Here is a 15532-nt window from a genome sequence, read left to right on the forward strand (position 1 = left end):
TTCCGGGTGCCTGTCCCCGCATGGGGACTGGCACCCGCAAACTCTCGATGCCGTTCATGGCGTAGATCGATGTGCCTGTCCCAGCAGGGACAGACACACCATGCCGCAGGCGCCTGCCCCACGGGGCCCCTTCCTGTCGCACCCTCTTTCCGCAAAAGAGTTGACACTTTTACCGGCTCCTTCTACCTTTACGCCATGAAGGAAAAGCCCATTACCGCCATCGACAAGAATGGCATCGACGCCCCCCTCACCGACGTGGTGTACCAACGCATGCTCGACGGCATCTATGCCGGCGGGCTGCCTCCCGGCGGCGTGATCAACGAGGTGGAACTGGCGCGCGAATTCGGCGTGAGCCGCGGCCCGGTGCGCGAAGCGGTGCGCCGCCTGCAGGGCATCCAGATCGTCACCCGCGAACCGTACATGAAGGCGCGCGTGGTCGCGATGTCGGCCGAATCGGCGCTCGAGCTGTTCCAGATGCGCATGGGCCTGGAAGGCGTGGCCTGTTTCCTGGCCACGCAGCGCATGAGCGACGCCGATATCGCGCAATTGCAGCGCGACATGGATGCGCACTACCAGAGCTGGGCAGCGCGGCGCGAAGGCGCCCCGAACGGCGAGGAGCGCCATTTCGACCTGCACGAACGCATCGTGCGGGCCAGCGGCAACAAGCGCATCATCGCCGCGCTGTGCGAAGACCTCTACCACCTGCTGCGCATCTATCGCCGGCACTCGGGCTCGGCGCTCGAGCGCAAGGACGACGCCTACGACGAGCATTGGCAGATCGTGCGCGCCATCGCCAGCCGCGACGCGCGCCTGGCCGAATCCCTCATGCGCTCGCACATCGAGCGGGCCGCCAACCACGTCGCCAGCCAACTGAGCGAACCCGCCATCCAATGACCCCTGCCCTGCCTGCCACGCCCTCGGACCGTTTCGCCGCCGGGCTGGCCGAAGTCTGCCAGTTCGTCTCCACGCTGACCTGGGACGCCATTCCCGACGCCGTGCGCCAGCGCGCGGTGGACGTCCTGTGCGACGACCTGGCGGCCATGGCCGCCGCCGCCCCGGAGCCCGAATTGCGCCGCTACGCCGCGTTGCTGACGGCGCGCGCCGGCGCGGCCGAATCGCCCCTGCTCAGCCCGGCGCTGCCGCGCGTGGGCCGCATGGAAGCCGCCTCCTGGAATGCCCTGGCCGGCAACTGGTGCGAACTCGACGAAGGATTCCGGCTGGCAATCTGCCATGCCGGCATCTATACCCTGCCCGCGCTGCTGGCCGAGGCCACGGCCACGCGCGCGCGCCTGCGCGACGTGCTCACGGCCCTGACCGGCGCCTACGAACTGGTCACGCGCTGCGCCATGAGTTTCCATGTCATGCCGCCGCCCGTGCACGGCCACGCGCTGTGGAGCGCGGTCGGCGCGGCGGCCGCGGTATCGCTGCTGCGCGGCCATGACGCGCAGACCTTGCTGCGCGCCGTGTCCGGCGCCATCACCACCGCCAGCATGGGACCGCGTTCGCACCTGATGGCCGGCGTCCTGATCCGCAACGGCTGGGCCGCCGCCGGCGCGGTCAACGGCATGCAGTGCGCCGACTGGGCCGAATGCGGCTTCGGCGGCTCCCCCGCCAGCATGGAAGAAGTCTGCGCGGGCATCGTCAAGGCGAGCCTGCGCGAAGGCGAAATCACGCGCGAGCTGGGCACGCGCTGGTCGCTCTCGCACGGCTACCAGAAACTGTATTCGTGCTGCCAGCACGGGCACTCCGCCGTACAGGCCTGCCTGGCGCTGCGCGCCGACCCGGCCTTCGAGCCGGCGCGCATCCGCGCCATCCGCCTGGACACCCACCCGCTGGCGCTGACCCTGGACACGGTCCACCCCACGACCACCCTGGGCGCGCGATTTTCCATGCCGCACATGGTGGCGGCCGCGCTGGCGCTGGGCACCGGCAGCGCCGCGGCCTTCAGCCAGTCGACGCTGTCCGACCCGGCGGTGGCCGCGCTGCGCGAGCAAGTGCGCATGCGCCTGGCCGACGCGCCCATGCCCGCGCCGCACGACCGGCCGGCCTGGCTCGAGGTGGAACTGGACGACGGGCGGGTGCTGCGCGCCAGCTGCCTGAGCGCGACCGGCAGCCCCGACAACCCGGTCACGCCGGCGCAGTTCGAGGACAAGCTGGCCCGGCTCGGCGCCGACGTGCTGCCGCGCCTGCCGCAGGCCATCGCGCCCGCCGCCTGGCAGGCGGCGCTCGACGAGGAAACCGGCGCCTGGCTCGCCGCGTTGGCGCGCCGGGCCTGAGAGACGGGCGCGCCGCGCGGCGCGCCCTGCCCCCTAGTTCAGCTTGATTCCCGCCGCCTTGATGACGCGGGCCCACTTGGCCGTGTCGTCGCGGATGAGCGTCTGGAATTGCGCCCGGGAGGTGGGCTGGAAATAGGCCGCCATGGACTGCAGCTTCTGCTCGACCGGCGCGCTTTGCATCACCTGGTTGACCGCGCCGTTGAGGCGCTCGAGCACGGCCTGCGGCGTACCCGCGGGCGCGAACACGCCGAACCAGGTCGTCGCCTCGAACCCGGCCAGCCCGGTTTCGGCGATGGTGGGCACGTCGGGCAATTGCGGGCTGCGCATGGCGCCGGTCACGCCCAGCGCCTTGAGGTCGCGGCGCTGGATATGCGGCATGGCCGACGGCAGGTTGTCGAACATCAGTTGCACCCGTCCGGCCAGCAGGTCGATCATGGCCGGGCCGCTGCCCTGGTAGGGCACGTGCGTGATGCGCGTTCCCGCCATCGCGTTGAACAGTTCGCCGGCCAGGTGCGTGGTGCCGCCATTGCCCGATGAGCCGTAGTTGAGTTTGTCCGGATGCTTGCGGGCGTAGTCGATGAGCTCGGCGACCGAATTGACCGGCAGCGCGGCCGGCACCACCAGCACGTTCATCGATTGGCCGGCCAGCGCGGCGGGCGCCAGATCCTTCTCGACGTTGTACGGCATGTTGTCGAACAGCGAAGGATTGATGGTGATGTTGCCGGCCGCGCCGAACAGCAGCGTATAGCCATCCGGGGCGGCCTTGGCCACGATATTGGAGCCGATGTTGCCGCCCGCGCCGGGTTTGTTCTCGACCACGACGCTCTGCCCCAGGACATCGGTCAGCTGTTTGGCCACCAGCCGGCCCAGCGTATCGACCGCGCCGCCAGGCGCGAACGGCACGACCATGCGTATCGGCTGGCCGGGCCAGGCGTCGGCCGCCGCCGCGGGCGCGGCCGACAGGCCGCCCAGCATCATGACACCGCACATGCCCGCGTTGCGCAGGGCGCTCAGGAATTTTCTGCTCATGGGACTTCCGACAGTTGCGTTGAGAATCCGGTACACGCCGCCCGCGTGGCGCCACGCGGGCGACGCGCTCAATACAGCTCGGCCAGCGGCCAGGGCTCCAGGCGGCGCAGCTGGCCGATCAGGGCCTGTACCTTCGCGGCCGGGAACACCAGGCCGAAAGCCTCTTCGGCCTTGCGGTCCAGCGCCTCGTCGGCCAGCGGCCGGTCAGCCGAACCGAGCGGATCGGCCACCCACTCCGACAGGCTCTCGCCCGAGCGCAGGCGCAACGTGACCCGCGCCGGGCCGCTGGCCGGGTACAGGCTGTCGCACTCCTGCGTCTGCGTCACGCTGACGCGCGCCGCCAGCGCATTGAGATCGGGCCGCGCCCGCGCCGCTTCCGAGAAACCGGCCAGGGTCACCGCGCCGTCCGCGCAGGCCAGCGCCATGACCCAGGGAAACGACAGCTGGGCGACTTCGAGGGTGTCCCACGGCAAGCGGGCGTGCGGCATGGCCGCGCCGTAGGTTTCGACCTCGATGGCCGCCACGTCCGCCGCCTGCCACGCGGCACCCGCCTTCAGCGCCAGAACGGCATCGATGGCCGGATGAATATGGCGGCAGCAGGGATAGGGTTTCAGGTACGAACGGACGATGGCCGGCGCGGCGCGTTCGCGCGCGCGGCTGCCGTCCCATTGCGCAAGGCCGCCGAACGCCTGCAGCAGGCCCGCGCGCCCCTCGATGACGCCGCGCGGCCCCTGGGCCGCGCCTTGCCGGGCCATGAGCGCGGCGCGCAATCCTTCGCGCGCGGCATGGCCCGGGTGGAATTTCTTGACGTTGCCGCCGCCGGCCAGATAGGCGAACAGGCCGCCGGACGCGCTGGCGGCCAGGCCCATCGCGCTTTCGATGCCGGCGCTGTCCAGGCCCAGCAAGGTCGCGCACGCGGCCGCCGCGCCCACCACCCCGGCGACCGGCGTAGTCTGGAAGCCGCGCTGGCTGGCATGCGGATGCAGGGCTTCGGCAATGCTGACCGCCACTTCGAAGCCGGCGACGACCGCGCACAGGAATTCGAGGTAGTCGGCCCCCTGCCGCCAGCCCAACGCCAGCACGGCGGGCACGACCGTGGTGGCCGGGTGGATGGAACCCTCGCGGTTGCCATCGTCCATTTCCAGGGCATGGCAGGCCACCGCCATCAGGCCGGCGGACTCCAGCACGGTCCAGCGTTCGGCGCCGCCGAACAAGGCAACCGGCCCGGGCTGCGCATTGATGCCGCGCTCGAGCTCGATGGCCGCGCGCACCAGGGGCTGGCGCATGCCCGCCGCGCACGCGGCCAGCGTATCGAGCACATGCCGGGCGCTTTCGCGCAGCACCGCCTCGGACGGCCGGCCGTCGCGCAGCGCCGCGCACCAATCGGCCAGGGCCCGGGTGGGCGTGCCGCCAGCCATCAGGGAACCGCTGAAATCGTGTGTCATGCCTGCTCCTCGCCCAGCCGGGACGCGATCGCCTGGCCGATGCGCAAACCCAATCCCAGCGCGGACAACAGGCCGTTGCCCGACATGTAGCCCAGGCTGCCCCGGTTGCCGCTGATGCCGCACGCCGCCCCGCCGCCGGCCCACAGCCCGTCGATGACGCCGGCCTGGTCCGTCAGCACGCGACCGTCGATATCGACGCGCAGGCCGCCCTGGGTGTGGAAGATCGCCGGGCCGATGCGCGTGGCGGTCAGCCGCTCGCCCAGCGGGCCCAGGCCCCATTGCGCGCGCCCGTGGGCGTCGACGCCGCCGTCCGCGGCGCACTGGCGCGCCGCCCGCAGCGTGGCCGCCAACCCGGCGGCATCGATGCCTGTGCGGGCGCACAGTTCTTCCAGGCCGCCCTCGAGCACGCCGCCGTGCGCGACGAGTTCGGCATACTCTTCCTGCCCGGCCGCCGTGACGTCGCGCACCCGGGTATCGGCGATCACCCAGAACGGCCCCGTGCGCGCCAGCTCCAGCGCGGCAAAGGCCGAGTAGCCGATGCTTTCGTCGCCGAAGCGCCGGCCCGAGCGGTCGACGATGATGCCGCCCTTCTCGATCACGGTCCACGTGACCAGCGAGCCGTGCGGATCGGCCAGGCTGGCATGGCCCTGGTAGGCCTTCATGTTGGCCAGCCCCGCGCCCAGCGACTCGCCCCACAGGATGGCCTCGCCTTCGCTGCCGGTGCCGCCGCCATACGGCGCCGCGGCCACTTCGGGCACGAAGCGCGCCAGCAGGGTCTTGTTGGCGGCGTAGCCGTTGCTGGCCAGCACCACGTGGCGCGCGCCCACGCGCGTGACCGCCCCGTCCGGGGTGGCGCACTCGACGCCGCGCGGCCGTCCCTCGCTGGCGATCAGCCCGGTCACCGCGTTGCTCCATGCCACCGGAATGTCGCGCCGCTCGCACTCGCGCAGCAGGTCGTCCACCAGGTCGGCGCCACGGCGCGATGGCGGAGAGTGCAGGCGATGCACGCGGTGGCCGATGTGTTTGTACGTCTCGACCAGGGTCAGCCGCACATGGGCGCTGTCGACCAGCCACTCGACCAGCCGGGCCGAGGTTTCGGTCAGGGCCCGCGTCAGGTCCATGGCCTCATGCTCGCCGGCGATCGTCAGCAGGTCCTCCTGGAACATCCGCGGCGTATCGTGCACGCCTGCGGCCTTCTGGAACCGGGTGCCGGCCGCCGGAATCGAACCGCTGGACAGCACCGTGTTGCCGCAGGCCCGCTCGGCCGTGTCCAGCACCGCGATGCTGGCCTGCGGATACGCATCATGGATGGCGACCGCGGCCGTCAGGCCGCAACCGCCCGCCCCCACGATGACGACATCGAACTCCATATCGAATTGCATCGTCGCCGTGCTCCGCGCTTACTGTACTTTCGCGCCGGAGATCTTGACCGCCGTGGCCCACGAAGCGCGCTCGCGATCGAGCTCGGTCTCGAAATCGGCCAGCGTGACCGCGCTGGGCGTCAGGCCCAGCTTCTCCATTTTCTCGACCACGTCGGGCGACGCCATGACGGTCTTGATGTCGGCGGCGATCTTCTGCACGACCGGCGCCGGCGTGCCCTTGGGCGCGAAGACGCCCGACCACGGCGCGGCCGCGAAGCCCGGGAAGCCCTGGCCGGCGATGGTGGGATAACCGTTGCCGCTGTAGTCCTTGTCGGTGGTCAGGGCGATCAGCTTGAGCTTGCCGGCCTTGACTTGCGGCTCGGCCGAGGGAAAGCCGGTGATGCCGACCGGCACGAAGCCGGCGACGATATCGTTGATCAGCGGGCTGGCGCCCTTGTATTGCACGGCCTGCATCGGGAACCCGCCGCGCTCGCGCAGCAGCTCCATGGTCAGATGCGAGGCGGTGCCGTTGCCGTCGGTGCCGTACACCTGGTATTTGGGGTCCTTCTTGGCCAGGGCGATCAGCTCCTGCAGATTGTTGGCCGGCACATCGGGGTTGGCGATGATGGCGTTCGGATAGAACACCACCTTGGAGATGGCCTCGAAATCGCCCTTGGGGTCATAGGTCAGGCTCGGATAGAGCGACCCGGCGATGCCATGCGAGCCGGTGACGCCCAGCAGCAGCGTGTAGCCATCGGGCGCGGCCTTGGCCGCGAAACCCGCACCCACGGTGCCGCCCGCGCCGGCGCGGTTCTCGATCACCACGGTCTGCTTCCATTCCTTGCCCAGCGCCTCGCCCAGCACGCGCGCCGTGATGTCGGTGGGGCCCCCAGGCGCGAACGGCACGATCAGCGTCACGGGACGCTGCGGCCATTGCGGTTGCGCCGCGGCCTGCTGGGCCGGCAGGGCCGCCCAGGCGGCCAGCGCCAGGACCGTCGCCGTGACCCGGCGGCGCGTGCGCGCGGCGCCGGGCAGGAATCCGAAGTTGTAGAAGTTCATGGCTGGTCCTTTAATGTTGACAGATTAAGCAAATAGTTACTTGAATGACACTGAAATCGCAGAAAGCCCAGCGCTTCAGACGAGAATCTACCTTAAAACCATAAAAGTGTTAACAGATTGAGGGCTGGTGTTAACACCTATGCATCGTCGGCGGGCGACGCGCCGGTCAGGTGCCGCACCGCATGCACGACCTCCTCGCGTTCCATGTCGCGCACGATGAAAACCAGCTTCCCGACCAGGCCTGGCGGCACCGCCCCGGCCGGCTCGGGCGCGGAAAACACGTGATGCACCGCATGCACCGCCATCCGCCCCTGGCCCGCGAAGGCCAGCACGCCCTTGAGCCGCAGCAGCCGGTCGGCGAATGTGCGCTGCACCTCGTGCACGAAAGCGGCCCAGGCCGGCCAGCCGATGGCATCCGGGACATCGACCGTCACGCTGTGGATGCCATAGGCCAGCAGGTGGCGCAGCGCGCTGGCCTGCGGCGCGCCGGCCGGCACATGCCCCTGCGCCGCCGGCACCGGCCGGTCCGCCGCCGGGTCCAGCAGCAGGCGCGCCAGCGTTTCGTCGGGCAGGCTGTTGTCGTAGACCCGCGCGGTCGGGTTCAGCTCGCCCAGCCATGCGGCCAGGTGCCGCGCCTCGGGGTGCAGGTCCAGCTTGGTCAGCACCACGGTGTCGGCCATCAGCAATTGCGTCTTTGCTTCGGCATACGCCTGGACATCGCCCTGGCCGAAGCCGGCATCGAAGGTGGTGACGATGCCGGCGAAGCGGAACTGGCGCGCCAGCGCCCCGTCGCCGTACACGGCGTTGATGATGGGGCCGGGTTCGGCCAGCCCCGAGGTCTCGATCAGCACGCGATCGAACCAGGGGATTTCCCCCCGCAGGCGCCGGTAGTAGAGCGAGGCCAGCGTATCCTGGATCGCGCTGCTGGCCAGGCAGCACAGGCAGCCGGAATCGAGCAGCTGGATATCGCGGTCGTCGGACTGGTCGGCCACCAGCGCCTGGTCCAGCCCGACCTCGCCGAACTCGTTGATGATCACCGCGCAGCGCGCGAATCCCGGCTGGTGGATCAAGCGCCGCAACAGGCTGGTCTTGCCACTGCCCAGGAAACCCGTCAGCAGGGTGATGGGGATGGTGCTCATTGCCCCGCGCTCAACCCGCTTCGCGCGCCGGCAGCGCCTTCAGGTATTCGGCGACCTCGGCGGTCGGGATGACGTCGGCATACTTGCAGTTCAGGTCGAACAGGCTCATCGCGTGGCTGGACTGGAAGCGGTCGAATGAGGCCTCCTCGGGAATGATGACCTTGAAGTTGTACGAGTAGGCGTCGACAGTGGTCGCGCGCAGGCAGCCGGACGTGGTGCAGCCGACCAGGATCAGCGTATCGACGTCGAAGAAGTTGAGGTGGCTCATGAAGATCGTGCCGAAGAAGCACGACGGCTTCTGCTTGACGATGCGGATGTCCTGCGGCAGCGGCGCCAGCTCCTCGACCGTGCGGGTGGCGTGGGTGTTGGCGAGCACGGTTTTCTCGCCGCCGCGATGGTTCTTGCCCACCTGCACGCCGCTGTCGAGCAGGTCGTTGCGGCGGCCGCTTTCGGTGTAGAACACCGGCAGGTTCTTCTCGCGCGCCAGTTCCAGCAGCGGCACGATGTGCTTGACCGCGTCCCATGCCTCGGCGCCGCAGTGCGTGCGGTACTGCTTCAGGCCTTCGAGGATGTCCTCGGGCTTGTCGCCGCAGAAGTTGTATTGCACGTCGATGATGAACAGCGCCGGCCGCTTGCCGAAGCCGCCCCGCTTGCCGTAGCCGGCCGCCTTGTATACCTCCTTGTCCCGCTCGGTGAGGAAAGCGTCCCAGATGCGCTTGGTTTCCGACATATTGATGCTCCAGTGAATAGTATGGGTATCGATCAGAGGCGACGCAGATAGCGCCCGCCCGGCGTCTGGCGGGCCTCGTCGGCGATGCGGCCGTCGCGCGCCACGGTGCGGCCGCGCACCAGCGTGCGCACTGGCCAGCCTTTCAGGCGCATGCCTTCGTACGGCGAGTAATCGGCGTGCGATTCGAGTTCGCCCGGGTCCACGGTCTTCTCCAGATCCGGATCGACGATGACCAGGTCGGCGTCGTTGCCGACCGCGATGCGGCCCTTGCCCGGCATGCCGTAGATGCGCGCCGTGGCGCCGCTGGCCACCCGCATCAGCGTCTCGAGCGGCACCTGGCGCCGGTGATAGCCCTCGTGCAGCAGGATGGGCAGGATCATGCCGGTGCCGGGAAAGCCGTTGCTGGCGGCCCAGATGTCCTTGTCCTTGGTGGCGCGCTTGCGCGGCACGTGGTCCGAGCCGATGGTGGTGATCGCGCCGTCGCACACGCCTTCCCACATCGCGTCGATGTCGGCGGCCGAGCGCACCGGCGGATTGACCTTGGCATAGGTGCCGGCCGGACTGCGGTCGTCCAGGAACAGATAGTGCGGGCAGGTTTCCACATAGATGGGCGCGACGCGCCCTTCGTGGCGATGGCGGCGCACTTCGCGCAGCGCCTCGCGGCTGCTCAGGTGCACGATATTGACCGGCGTGCCGGTCTTGCCTGCGAAGTAGCAGACACGATGCACGTTCTCGGCCTCGAGGAAGTCCGGGCTCTGCTCGTTCCAGGCGGCCAGGTCGTCGCGGCCGGCCGCGCGCAGCGGGTCGCGCAGCCACGGGATCACCTCGACGTTTTCGCAATGCACGCCCAGCACCGCGCCGGGGATGGCGCGCGTGGCGTTCAGCGCGCCCCACAGCAGGCCGTCGTCGATATCGGTAAAGCCCTTGGACAACCCCGCCGCCCCCTTGTACATCATGTACAGCTTGTACGAGCTGACGCCGAAGCGGTGCGAGATCTCGTCGAGCGTGTCCACGTGCAGGCGGCTGGTGATGCCGAAGTGAAAGCCGAAATCGATGCAGCTCTGGCTTTCGGCGCGCTCGCGCACCGCGTCGAAACTCTCGCGGATATCGGCCGAGCGGTGGAACGAAATGACGCTGGTCGTACCGCCCAGGGCCGCGTTGCGCGACTCGGTCTCGAAATCGGTTTCGGGCGAGCCGAAGCCGAAGTGCACGTGCGGGTCGATGACGCCCGGCAAGGTCCACAGGCCCTGGCAGTCGATGGTCTCGCGCGCGGCGGGCATGTCCTGCCCGTGGCTGCCGATCACCGCGATCCGGCCGTCGGCGATGCCGATGCTCCCCGGCACCAGGCCCTGCCCTTCCAGGAACACGAGGGTGTTGGCCAGTAGCGTATCCAGAGGTCGTGCCATGTTGGTTTTCCTTGATTCGTGGGATTACTGCAGATAATCGGCCAGCACGCTGGCCGGGATGCCGCCCTGGAGCAACAGTTCGCGCTCGGACTCGGTCAGCGCCTGCGGCATGACGCTGAATTCGACCCGCATGCCGTCGTCGCGGCTGGCGGCCACCCGCACCGGCCGGCCCTGGCGTATGCCGTCGAGCACATCGAAGAACTCGAACGTCTCGCTGCCGTCCAGGCCCAGCTCGCGCCAGCCCTGGCCGCGCTCGAACTGGAACGGGATCACGCCCATGCCCACCAGGTTGGCGCGGTGGATGCGTTCGTACGATTTGGCCAGCACCGCGCGCACGCCCAGCAGCGCCGTGCCCTTGGCGGCCCAGTCGCGGCTGCTGCCGGTGCCGTACTCCTCGCCGGCCAGCACGATGGTGGGCGTACCGGCGGCCATGTAGCGCCGGCTGGCGTCGTAGATGCTCAGCAGCTCGCCGGAAGGGAAATGGCGCGTGTAGCCGCCCTCGGTGCCCGGCACCAGCAGGTTGCGGATCCGGATGTTGCCGAAGGTCGCGCGCGTCATGACCTCGAAGTTGGAGCGGCGCGCCACATAGGTGTTGAAATCCCGCTGCGCCACGCCCAGGCTCAGCAGGTACTGGCCCGCGGGCGCCTCGGCGGGAATCTCGCCGCTGGGCGAGATGTGGTCGGTGGTCAGCGAATCGCCATACAGGCCGAGCACGCGCGCCCCGCCCAGGCGCTGGCCGAACTGCTGGGCCGGCGCCTTGAAGAACGGCGGCTCGACCAGGTAGTTGGAATCGTCCCAGTGCCAATGCTGCCCGGACACCTCGGCCAGCGCGCGCCACTGAGACGCGCCTTCGGGCTCCAGGCCCCAGACCTTGCGAAAGCCTTGCGGCGACAAGGCGCGCGCCATGATCCCGTCCAGCTGCGCCTCGCTGGGCCACAGCTCGTGCAGCCACACGGGCTGGCCCTGGGCGTCGGTGGCGATCGGCTCGCGCGAGAAATCGATGTCGATGCGCCCGGCCAGGGCATAGGCCACCACCAGCGGCGGCGAACCGATGTAGTTGGCGCGCGCCAGCTTGTGGATGCGCCCTTCGAAATTGCGGTTGCCCGACAGCACGGTGCACACCACCCACTGGTTGTCGGCGATATCCTGCGCGACCTCGGGCGCCAGCGGGCCGGACTTGCCGCCGCAGGTGGTACAGCCGTAGCCGATGACGCCGAAGCCCAGCGCCTCCAGGTCCTCCAGCAGGCCGGTAGCGGCCAGGTAGTCGGTGACCGTGCGCGAGCCCGGCGCGAGCGAACGCTTGACCCAGGCCGGCGGGGCGATGCCGCGCTGGCGCGCGGCGCGCGCCACCAGCGCGGCGGTCAGCATGACCGACGGATTGGAAGTGTTGGTGCACGAGGTCAGGGCCGCCACCACGATGCTGCCGTGGCGCAACCCGGCGCTGCCGGGCGCACGGGCCAGCGCGGCGGCGTCCAGGCCGAAACCGCCCTCGGCCGCCGGGCGCGGCAGGCGCTGCCTGAAGTCTTCGGCCAGTTGGCCGATCGGCAGGCGGTCCTGCGGGCGGCGCGGGCCGCTCATGCAAGGTTCGGCCTGCGCCAGGTCGATGCGCACGACCCGCGCGTAGCGCACCGCGGCGGCGGTCGGGTCGGCGCGCCACAGGCCGTTGGCCTGGCAATAGGCCCGCACCAGTTCGATGTGCTCGGCCGGCCGGCCGGTCAGACGCAGGTAATCCAGCGTCTGACCGTCGACCGGGAAGAAACCGCAGGTGGCGCCGTACTCGGGCGCCATGTTGGCGATGGTGGCGCGGTCGGCCACCGACAGGCCCGGCAGGGCCTCGCCGAAGAACTCCACCATGCAGCCGGTCACGCCTTCGGCGCGCAGTCGCTGCGTGACCAGCAGCGCGGCGTCGGTCGTGCTGACCGGACTGCGGAACGCGCCCTTGAGCTCGACGCCGACCACCTCGGGAATCGGGAATGTATAGGCCCGGCCCAGGAGGGCCGACTCGGCGTCGATGCCGCCCACGCCCCAGCCCAGCACGCCCAGCCCGTTGACCATGGGCGTATGCGAGTCGCCGCCGATCACGAAATCCGGACAGGCCCACTGCTGGCCGCCGTGTTCGCCGGTGCTGACCACCGACGCCAGCTTCTCGAGATTGACCTGGTGGATGATGCCGGTGCCCGGCGCGTACACGCGCAACCCGTCGAAGGCCTGCTGCGCCCACTTGAGGAAGCGGTAGCGCTCTTCGTTGCGCGCGAACTCGGCGTCCAGGTTGCGGCGCACGGCGTCTTCACGGCTCCAGGCATCGACCTGCAGCGAATGATCGACGATCAGATCGACCGGCACGCGGGTGTCGACCCGCGCCGGATCGCCGCCGCCGGCCCGCACCGCGTCGCGCAGCGCGGCCAGGTCCTGCAGCACCGGCAGGCCGCTGGAATCGGGCAGGATCACGCGCTCGACGTGCAGCGAGATCTGCTCGGAGATATGGGCCTGCCAATGGGCGACAGCCTCGATCTCGGCTTCCTGCACCGGACGACCGCGCCCGCGATGGCGCAGCAGGTTCTCCAGCAGGATGCGGATCACGTACGGCAGCGAAGCCAGCTCGACCCCGCAGCGGGCGGCCGCGGCCGCCACATCGGCGTAATGGATCGGAGTGCCTTGGTGGAGAAACGACGCGTTCATGTAGCCCCTGTCTGTCATCTCGAAAGCATAGGCGTGGAGGCAGCAAACTGTCAACAGTAAATTCCGAAAACACGGAAAATCAGCGAAACAGGCTATCCATCCACCCAGAATAACGGGAAGCGCCCGCCGCCACAGACAAAAGAGTTGACACTTTATCGAGCCGAGCCGGATAATGCACCCACTCTGCGCCCGTGCGCCGCCATTCGCCGTTCAAAGGAACCACCCACTCATGTCCTCCGCCGCCAAGAAATTTCGGGATCTGCTCAATTCGGCCGAATTCATCGTCTCGCCAGGCGTGTACGACGGCTACAGCCTGCGTCTGGTGCAGGCCGCCGGCTTCAAGACTGCCTGCACCAGCGGCGCGGCCCTGTCCAACGCCCTGCTCGGCATCGCCGACATCGGCGTGATGGGATTGATGGAAAACGTCAACCACTGCCGCATGCTTGCGCGCTCGGTCGACATCCCGCTGACGGCCGATGCCGATACTGGCTACGGCAATCCCGTGAACGTTTTCCATACGGTGCAGATGTTCGAGGAAGCCGGCGTGGCCGGCGTCAACCTGGAAGACCAGGTCAGCCCCAAGCGCTGCGGACACATGCCCGGCAAGGACGTGATCCCGCTCGAGGAAATGGTGAAGAAGATCGAGGCGGCCTGCCTGGCGCGACGCGACGACAACTTCGTCATCATCGCCCGCACCGACGCGCTGGCCGTCGAAGGCATCGAGGGCGCCGCGCGCCGCGCCCAGGCCTATGCCGCCGCGGGCGCCGACGTCATCTTTCCCGACGCGGTGCGCACCGCCGAGGATATCGGCCGCATCGTCGAGGCGGCGGGCGTGCCGGTCAGCGTGAACATGGGCTTCGGCGTGCGCCAGCGCCCCACCACGCCGCTCATTCCCCTGCCCGAACTCAAGCGGCTCGGCGTCAAGCGCATCAGCCTGCCGCGCATGCTGCCGGCCGCCGCCATCCATGGCATGCGCAGCGCGCTGGAAGAAATGAAGAATGTCATCGCCACCGGCACGCCGGCCCACCGCCCCGACCTGCTGGTCGGCATCGAGGACATCATGGAACTGATGGACTACGAAACCATGCGGGCGCTAGAAAAGAAGCTGACCACGCTCGACTGACGCTGCCCGGCGCGATCGCGCGCCCCTCGCGCAGCGCGCGATCGCAGCGCCGTGCAGGCGTTTCAAAAATAGTGCATAATTGCGGCCCTGTCGCTTACGACACTATGTTTGACACATAGGGGGTATAGCTCAGCTGGGAGAGCGCTTGCATGGCATGCAAGAGGTCAGCGGTTCGATCCCGCTTACCTCCACCAGTAACGCGACGGTATGTGCAAGTCCTGTCCCCTTCGTCTAGAGGCCTAGGACATCACCCTTTCACGGTGAGTACAGGGGTTCGAATCCCCTAGGGGACGCCAGTTCGCCTGGCATGGTGTAGCAAGTTACGCCGCTGCGGAGCGGTAGTTCAGTTGGTTAGAATACCGGCCTGTCACGCCGGGGGTCGCGGGTTCGAGCCCCGTCCGCTCCGCCAAAAGATTCCGGAAAGCCAGTTGCGTAAGCAACTGGCTTTTTTCTTTTCCGGGTGCCTGTCCCCGCATGAGGACTGGCACCCGCAAACTCTCGGGGCGCCTGTCCCCGCAGGGACAGGCACCGATCCGCCGCCAGCCAAGAAAACGGCCGCCCGCGGCGGCCGTTCGTCATGGCGATACGCCGGCGCTCAATGCGCCGGGCTTTCGCCGCACTGGACGTACAACGCGCCCAGGGCTTCGCGCAGATCGGGCGGACGCTGGAACAGGCGCGCGCCCAGCAGGCAACCCTGCACCGTGGCGAACAGCGCGCGCGCGGCCTTCTCCGGCGTACTGGCGTAGCGCAGCGTGCCTTCGCGCGCGCCGTCGGCCAGCACATTGGCCAGCCAGTTTTCCTCGACCGTGAAAAAAGCCTGCAGCGCGGCGCGCACGCGTTCCGGCAAGGTGTTGAGCTCGGCGGCCAGCATCCCGCCCAGGCAAAGCTGGTCGGCCTGGCAACTGTGCGACTCGACCATGGCGATATAGGCGTCCAGCCGCTCCTTGGCGGGCAGCGTGGGCGAGATGCCGCGCAGGGTTTCCAGCGCGGAGCCGGTGTAGTTCTCGACGGCTTCGTACAGCAGGTCGTCCTTGCACGGGAAGTAGTAGTGCACGCTGGACGTCTTGACGCCCACGTGATCGGCTAGGTCGCGATAGCTGAAGCCATTGCAGCCGCGCGTGCGGATCAGCTTCTGCGCGTAGTCGAGAAGCTGGTCGCGGGTGGAGTTTGTGCTTGGCGTGTCCATGATCGAATTTTACCTATACGTAGGTTGGGGCGATAGCGGGTTAACCCAGAACGGGTTCACGCGGCAAGCGGCGAAGCGAACCCGCCGCCCTGGGGCGCG

Annotated in this window: 12 protein-coding genes and 3 tRNA genes; 6 read left to right on the forward strand and 9 right to left on the reverse strand. The window is 69.0% G+C overall.

From position 1 onward, the window contains the following. The first annotated feature begins 195 nt into the window (after positions 1-195). Positions 196-894, forward strand: coding sequence for a GntR family transcriptional regulator (locus CAL11_RS17490; RefSeq protein WP_086093646.1), 699 nt, complete (start codon positions 196-198; stop codon positions 892-894). Then, positions 891-2276: an MmgE/PrpD family protein gene (locus tag CAL11_RS17495; protein ID WP_086093647.1), complete on the forward strand. Its 1386-nt coding sequence runs from the start codon at positions 891-893 to the stop codon at positions 2274-2276. Before CAL11_RS17490 ends, CAL11_RS17495 begins: the two co-directional genes overlap by 4 nt. 33 nt (positions 2277-2309) lie before the next feature. On the opposite strand, the gene CAL11_RS17500 is transcribed toward CAL11_RS17495, so the two are convergent. The 8 genes from CAL11_RS17500 to acnA form a co-directional block, all read right to left on the reverse strand. Next, positions 2310-3305: a tripartite tricarboxylate transporter substrate binding protein gene (locus tag CAL11_RS17500; protein ID WP_086093648.1), complete on the reverse strand. Its 996-nt coding sequence runs from the start codon at positions 3303-3305 to the stop codon at positions 2310-2312. Positions 3306-3373: 68 nt separating this feature from the next. Continuing rightward, on the reverse strand, positions 3374-4750 hold the full coding sequence (locus CAL11_RS17505; protein ID WP_086093649.1) for an MmgE/PrpD family protein: 1377 nt from the start codon (positions 4748-4750) through the stop codon (positions 3374-3376). After that, on the reverse strand, positions 4747-6132 hold the full coding sequence (locus CAL11_RS17510) for an FAD-dependent oxidoreductase (protein WP_086093650.1): 1386 nt from the start codon (positions 6130-6132) through the stop codon (positions 4747-4749). Before CAL11_RS17510 ends, CAL11_RS17505 begins: the two co-directional genes overlap by 4 nt. A gap of 18 nt (positions 6133-6150) precedes the next feature. Further along, entirely contained in the window at positions 6151-7170 is a 1020-nt protein-coding gene (locus CAL11_RS17515; protein WP_050458152.1) for a Bug family tripartite tricarboxylate transporter substrate binding protein, read from the reverse strand. A 137-nt stretch (positions 7171-7307) separates the two neighbouring features. After that, positions 7308-8309, reverse strand: coding sequence for a CobW family GTP-binding protein (locus tag CAL11_RS17520; RefSeq protein ID WP_086093651.1), 1002 nt, complete (start codon positions 8307-8309; stop codon positions 7308-7310). 10 nt (positions 8310-8319) lie between these two features. Then, on the reverse strand, positions 8320-9039 hold the full coding sequence (locus CAL11_RS17525) for an isochorismatase family protein (protein WP_033465023.1): 720 nt from the start codon (positions 9037-9039) through the stop codon (positions 8320-8322). 32 nt (positions 9040-9071) lie between these two features. Further along, complete coding sequence (locus CAL11_RS17530; RefSeq protein ID WP_086093652.1) at positions 9072-10445, reverse strand: dihydroorotase; 1374 nt, start codon at positions 10443-10445, stop codon at positions 9072-9074. 24 nt (positions 10446-10469) lie between these two features. Then, entirely contained in the window at positions 10470-13124 is a 2655-nt protein-coding gene (acnA, locus tag CAL11_RS17535) for an aconitate hydratase AcnA (RefSeq protein WP_244172827.1), read from the reverse strand. A 229-nt stretch (positions 13125-13353) separates the two neighbouring features. Here acnA and CAL11_RS17540 point away from each other — a divergent pair, with 229 nt between their 5' ends. The 4 genes from CAL11_RS17540 to CAL11_RS17555 all read left to right on the forward strand — a co-directional run bounded on the left by CAL11_RS17540 (position 13354) and on the right by CAL11_RS17555 (position 14656). Continuing rightward, positions 13354-14247, forward strand: coding sequence for an isocitrate lyase/PEP mutase family protein (locus CAL11_RS17540; RefSeq protein ID WP_033465028.1), 894 nt, complete (start codon positions 13354-13356; stop codon positions 14245-14247). Positions 14248-14365: 118 nt separating this feature from the next. Continuing rightward, positions 14366-14441 (forward strand) — tRNA-Ala (locus CAL11_RS17545). Between the two features lie 26 nt (positions 14442-14467). After that, a tRNA-Glu gene (locus tag CAL11_RS17550) sits at positions 14468-14543 on the forward strand. Positions 14544-14579: 36 nt separating this feature from the next. After that, positions 14580-14656 (forward strand) — tRNA-Asp (locus CAL11_RS17555). A gap of 186 nt (positions 14657-14842) precedes the next feature. Here the strand turns inward: CAL11_RS17555 and CAL11_RS17560 are convergent. Then, the gene (locus CAL11_RS17560; protein ID WP_033447630.1) at positions 14843-15433 is read right to left on the reverse strand and encodes a TetR/AcrR family transcriptional regulator; all 591 of its coding nucleotides are present in this window, start codon (positions 15431-15433) and stop codon (positions 14843-14845) included. Positions 15434-15532: the final 99 nt, after the last annotated feature.

This window comes from Bordetella genomosp. 6 (assembly GCF_002119705.1).
In the GTDB taxonomy this organism is placed as follows: domain Bacteria; phylum Pseudomonadota; class Gammaproteobacteria; order Burkholderiales; family Burkholderiaceae_B; genus Bordetella; species Bordetella bronchiseptica_F.

Coding starts and splice junctions, on each gene's coding strand:
- CAL11_RS17540 (WP_033465028.1), top strand. CDS start 13,354: ATGTCCTCCGCCGCCAAGAAATTTCGGGATCTGCTCAATTCGGCCGAA.
- CAL11_RS17500 (WP_086093648.1), bottom strand. CDS start 3,305: ATGAGCAGAAAATTCCTGAGCGCCCTGCGCAACGCGGGCATGTGCGGT.
- CAL11_RS17560 (WP_033447630.1), bottom strand. CDS start 15,433: ATGGACACGCCAAGCACAAACTCCACCCGCGACCAGCTTCTCGACTAC.
- CAL11_RS17515 (WP_050458152.1), bottom strand. CDS start 7,170: ATGAACTTCTACAACTTCGGATTCCTGCCCGGCGCCGCGCGCACGCGC.
- CAL11_RS17505 (WP_086093649.1), bottom strand. CDS start 4,750: ATGACACACGATTTCAGCGGTTCCCTGATGGCTGGCGGCACGCCCACC.
- acnA (WP_244172827.1), bottom strand. CDS start 13,124: ATGAACGCGTCGTTTCTCCACCAAGGCACTCCGATCCATTACGCCGAT.
- CAL11_RS17530 (WP_086093652.1), bottom strand. CDS start 10,445: ATGGCACGACCTCTGGATACGCTACTGGCCAACACCCTCGTGTTCCTG.
- CAL11_RS17520 (WP_086093651.1), bottom strand. CDS start 8,309: ATGAGCACCATCCCCATCACCCTGCTGACGGGTTTCCTGGGCAGTGGC.
- CAL11_RS17510 (WP_086093650.1), bottom strand. CDS start 6,132: ATGCAATTCGATATGGAGTTCGATGTCGTCATCGTGGGGGCGGGCGGT.
- CAL11_RS17490 (WP_086093646.1), top strand. CDS start 196: ATGAAGGAAAAGCCCATTACCGCCATCGACAAGAATGGCATCGACGCC.
- CAL11_RS17495 (WP_086093647.1), top strand. CDS start 891: ATGACCCCTGCCCTGCCTGCCACGCCCTCGGACCGTTTCGCCGCCGGG.
- CAL11_RS17525 (WP_033465023.1), bottom strand. CDS start 9,039: ATGTCGGAAACCAAGCGCATCTGGGACGCTTTCCTCACCGAGCGGGAC.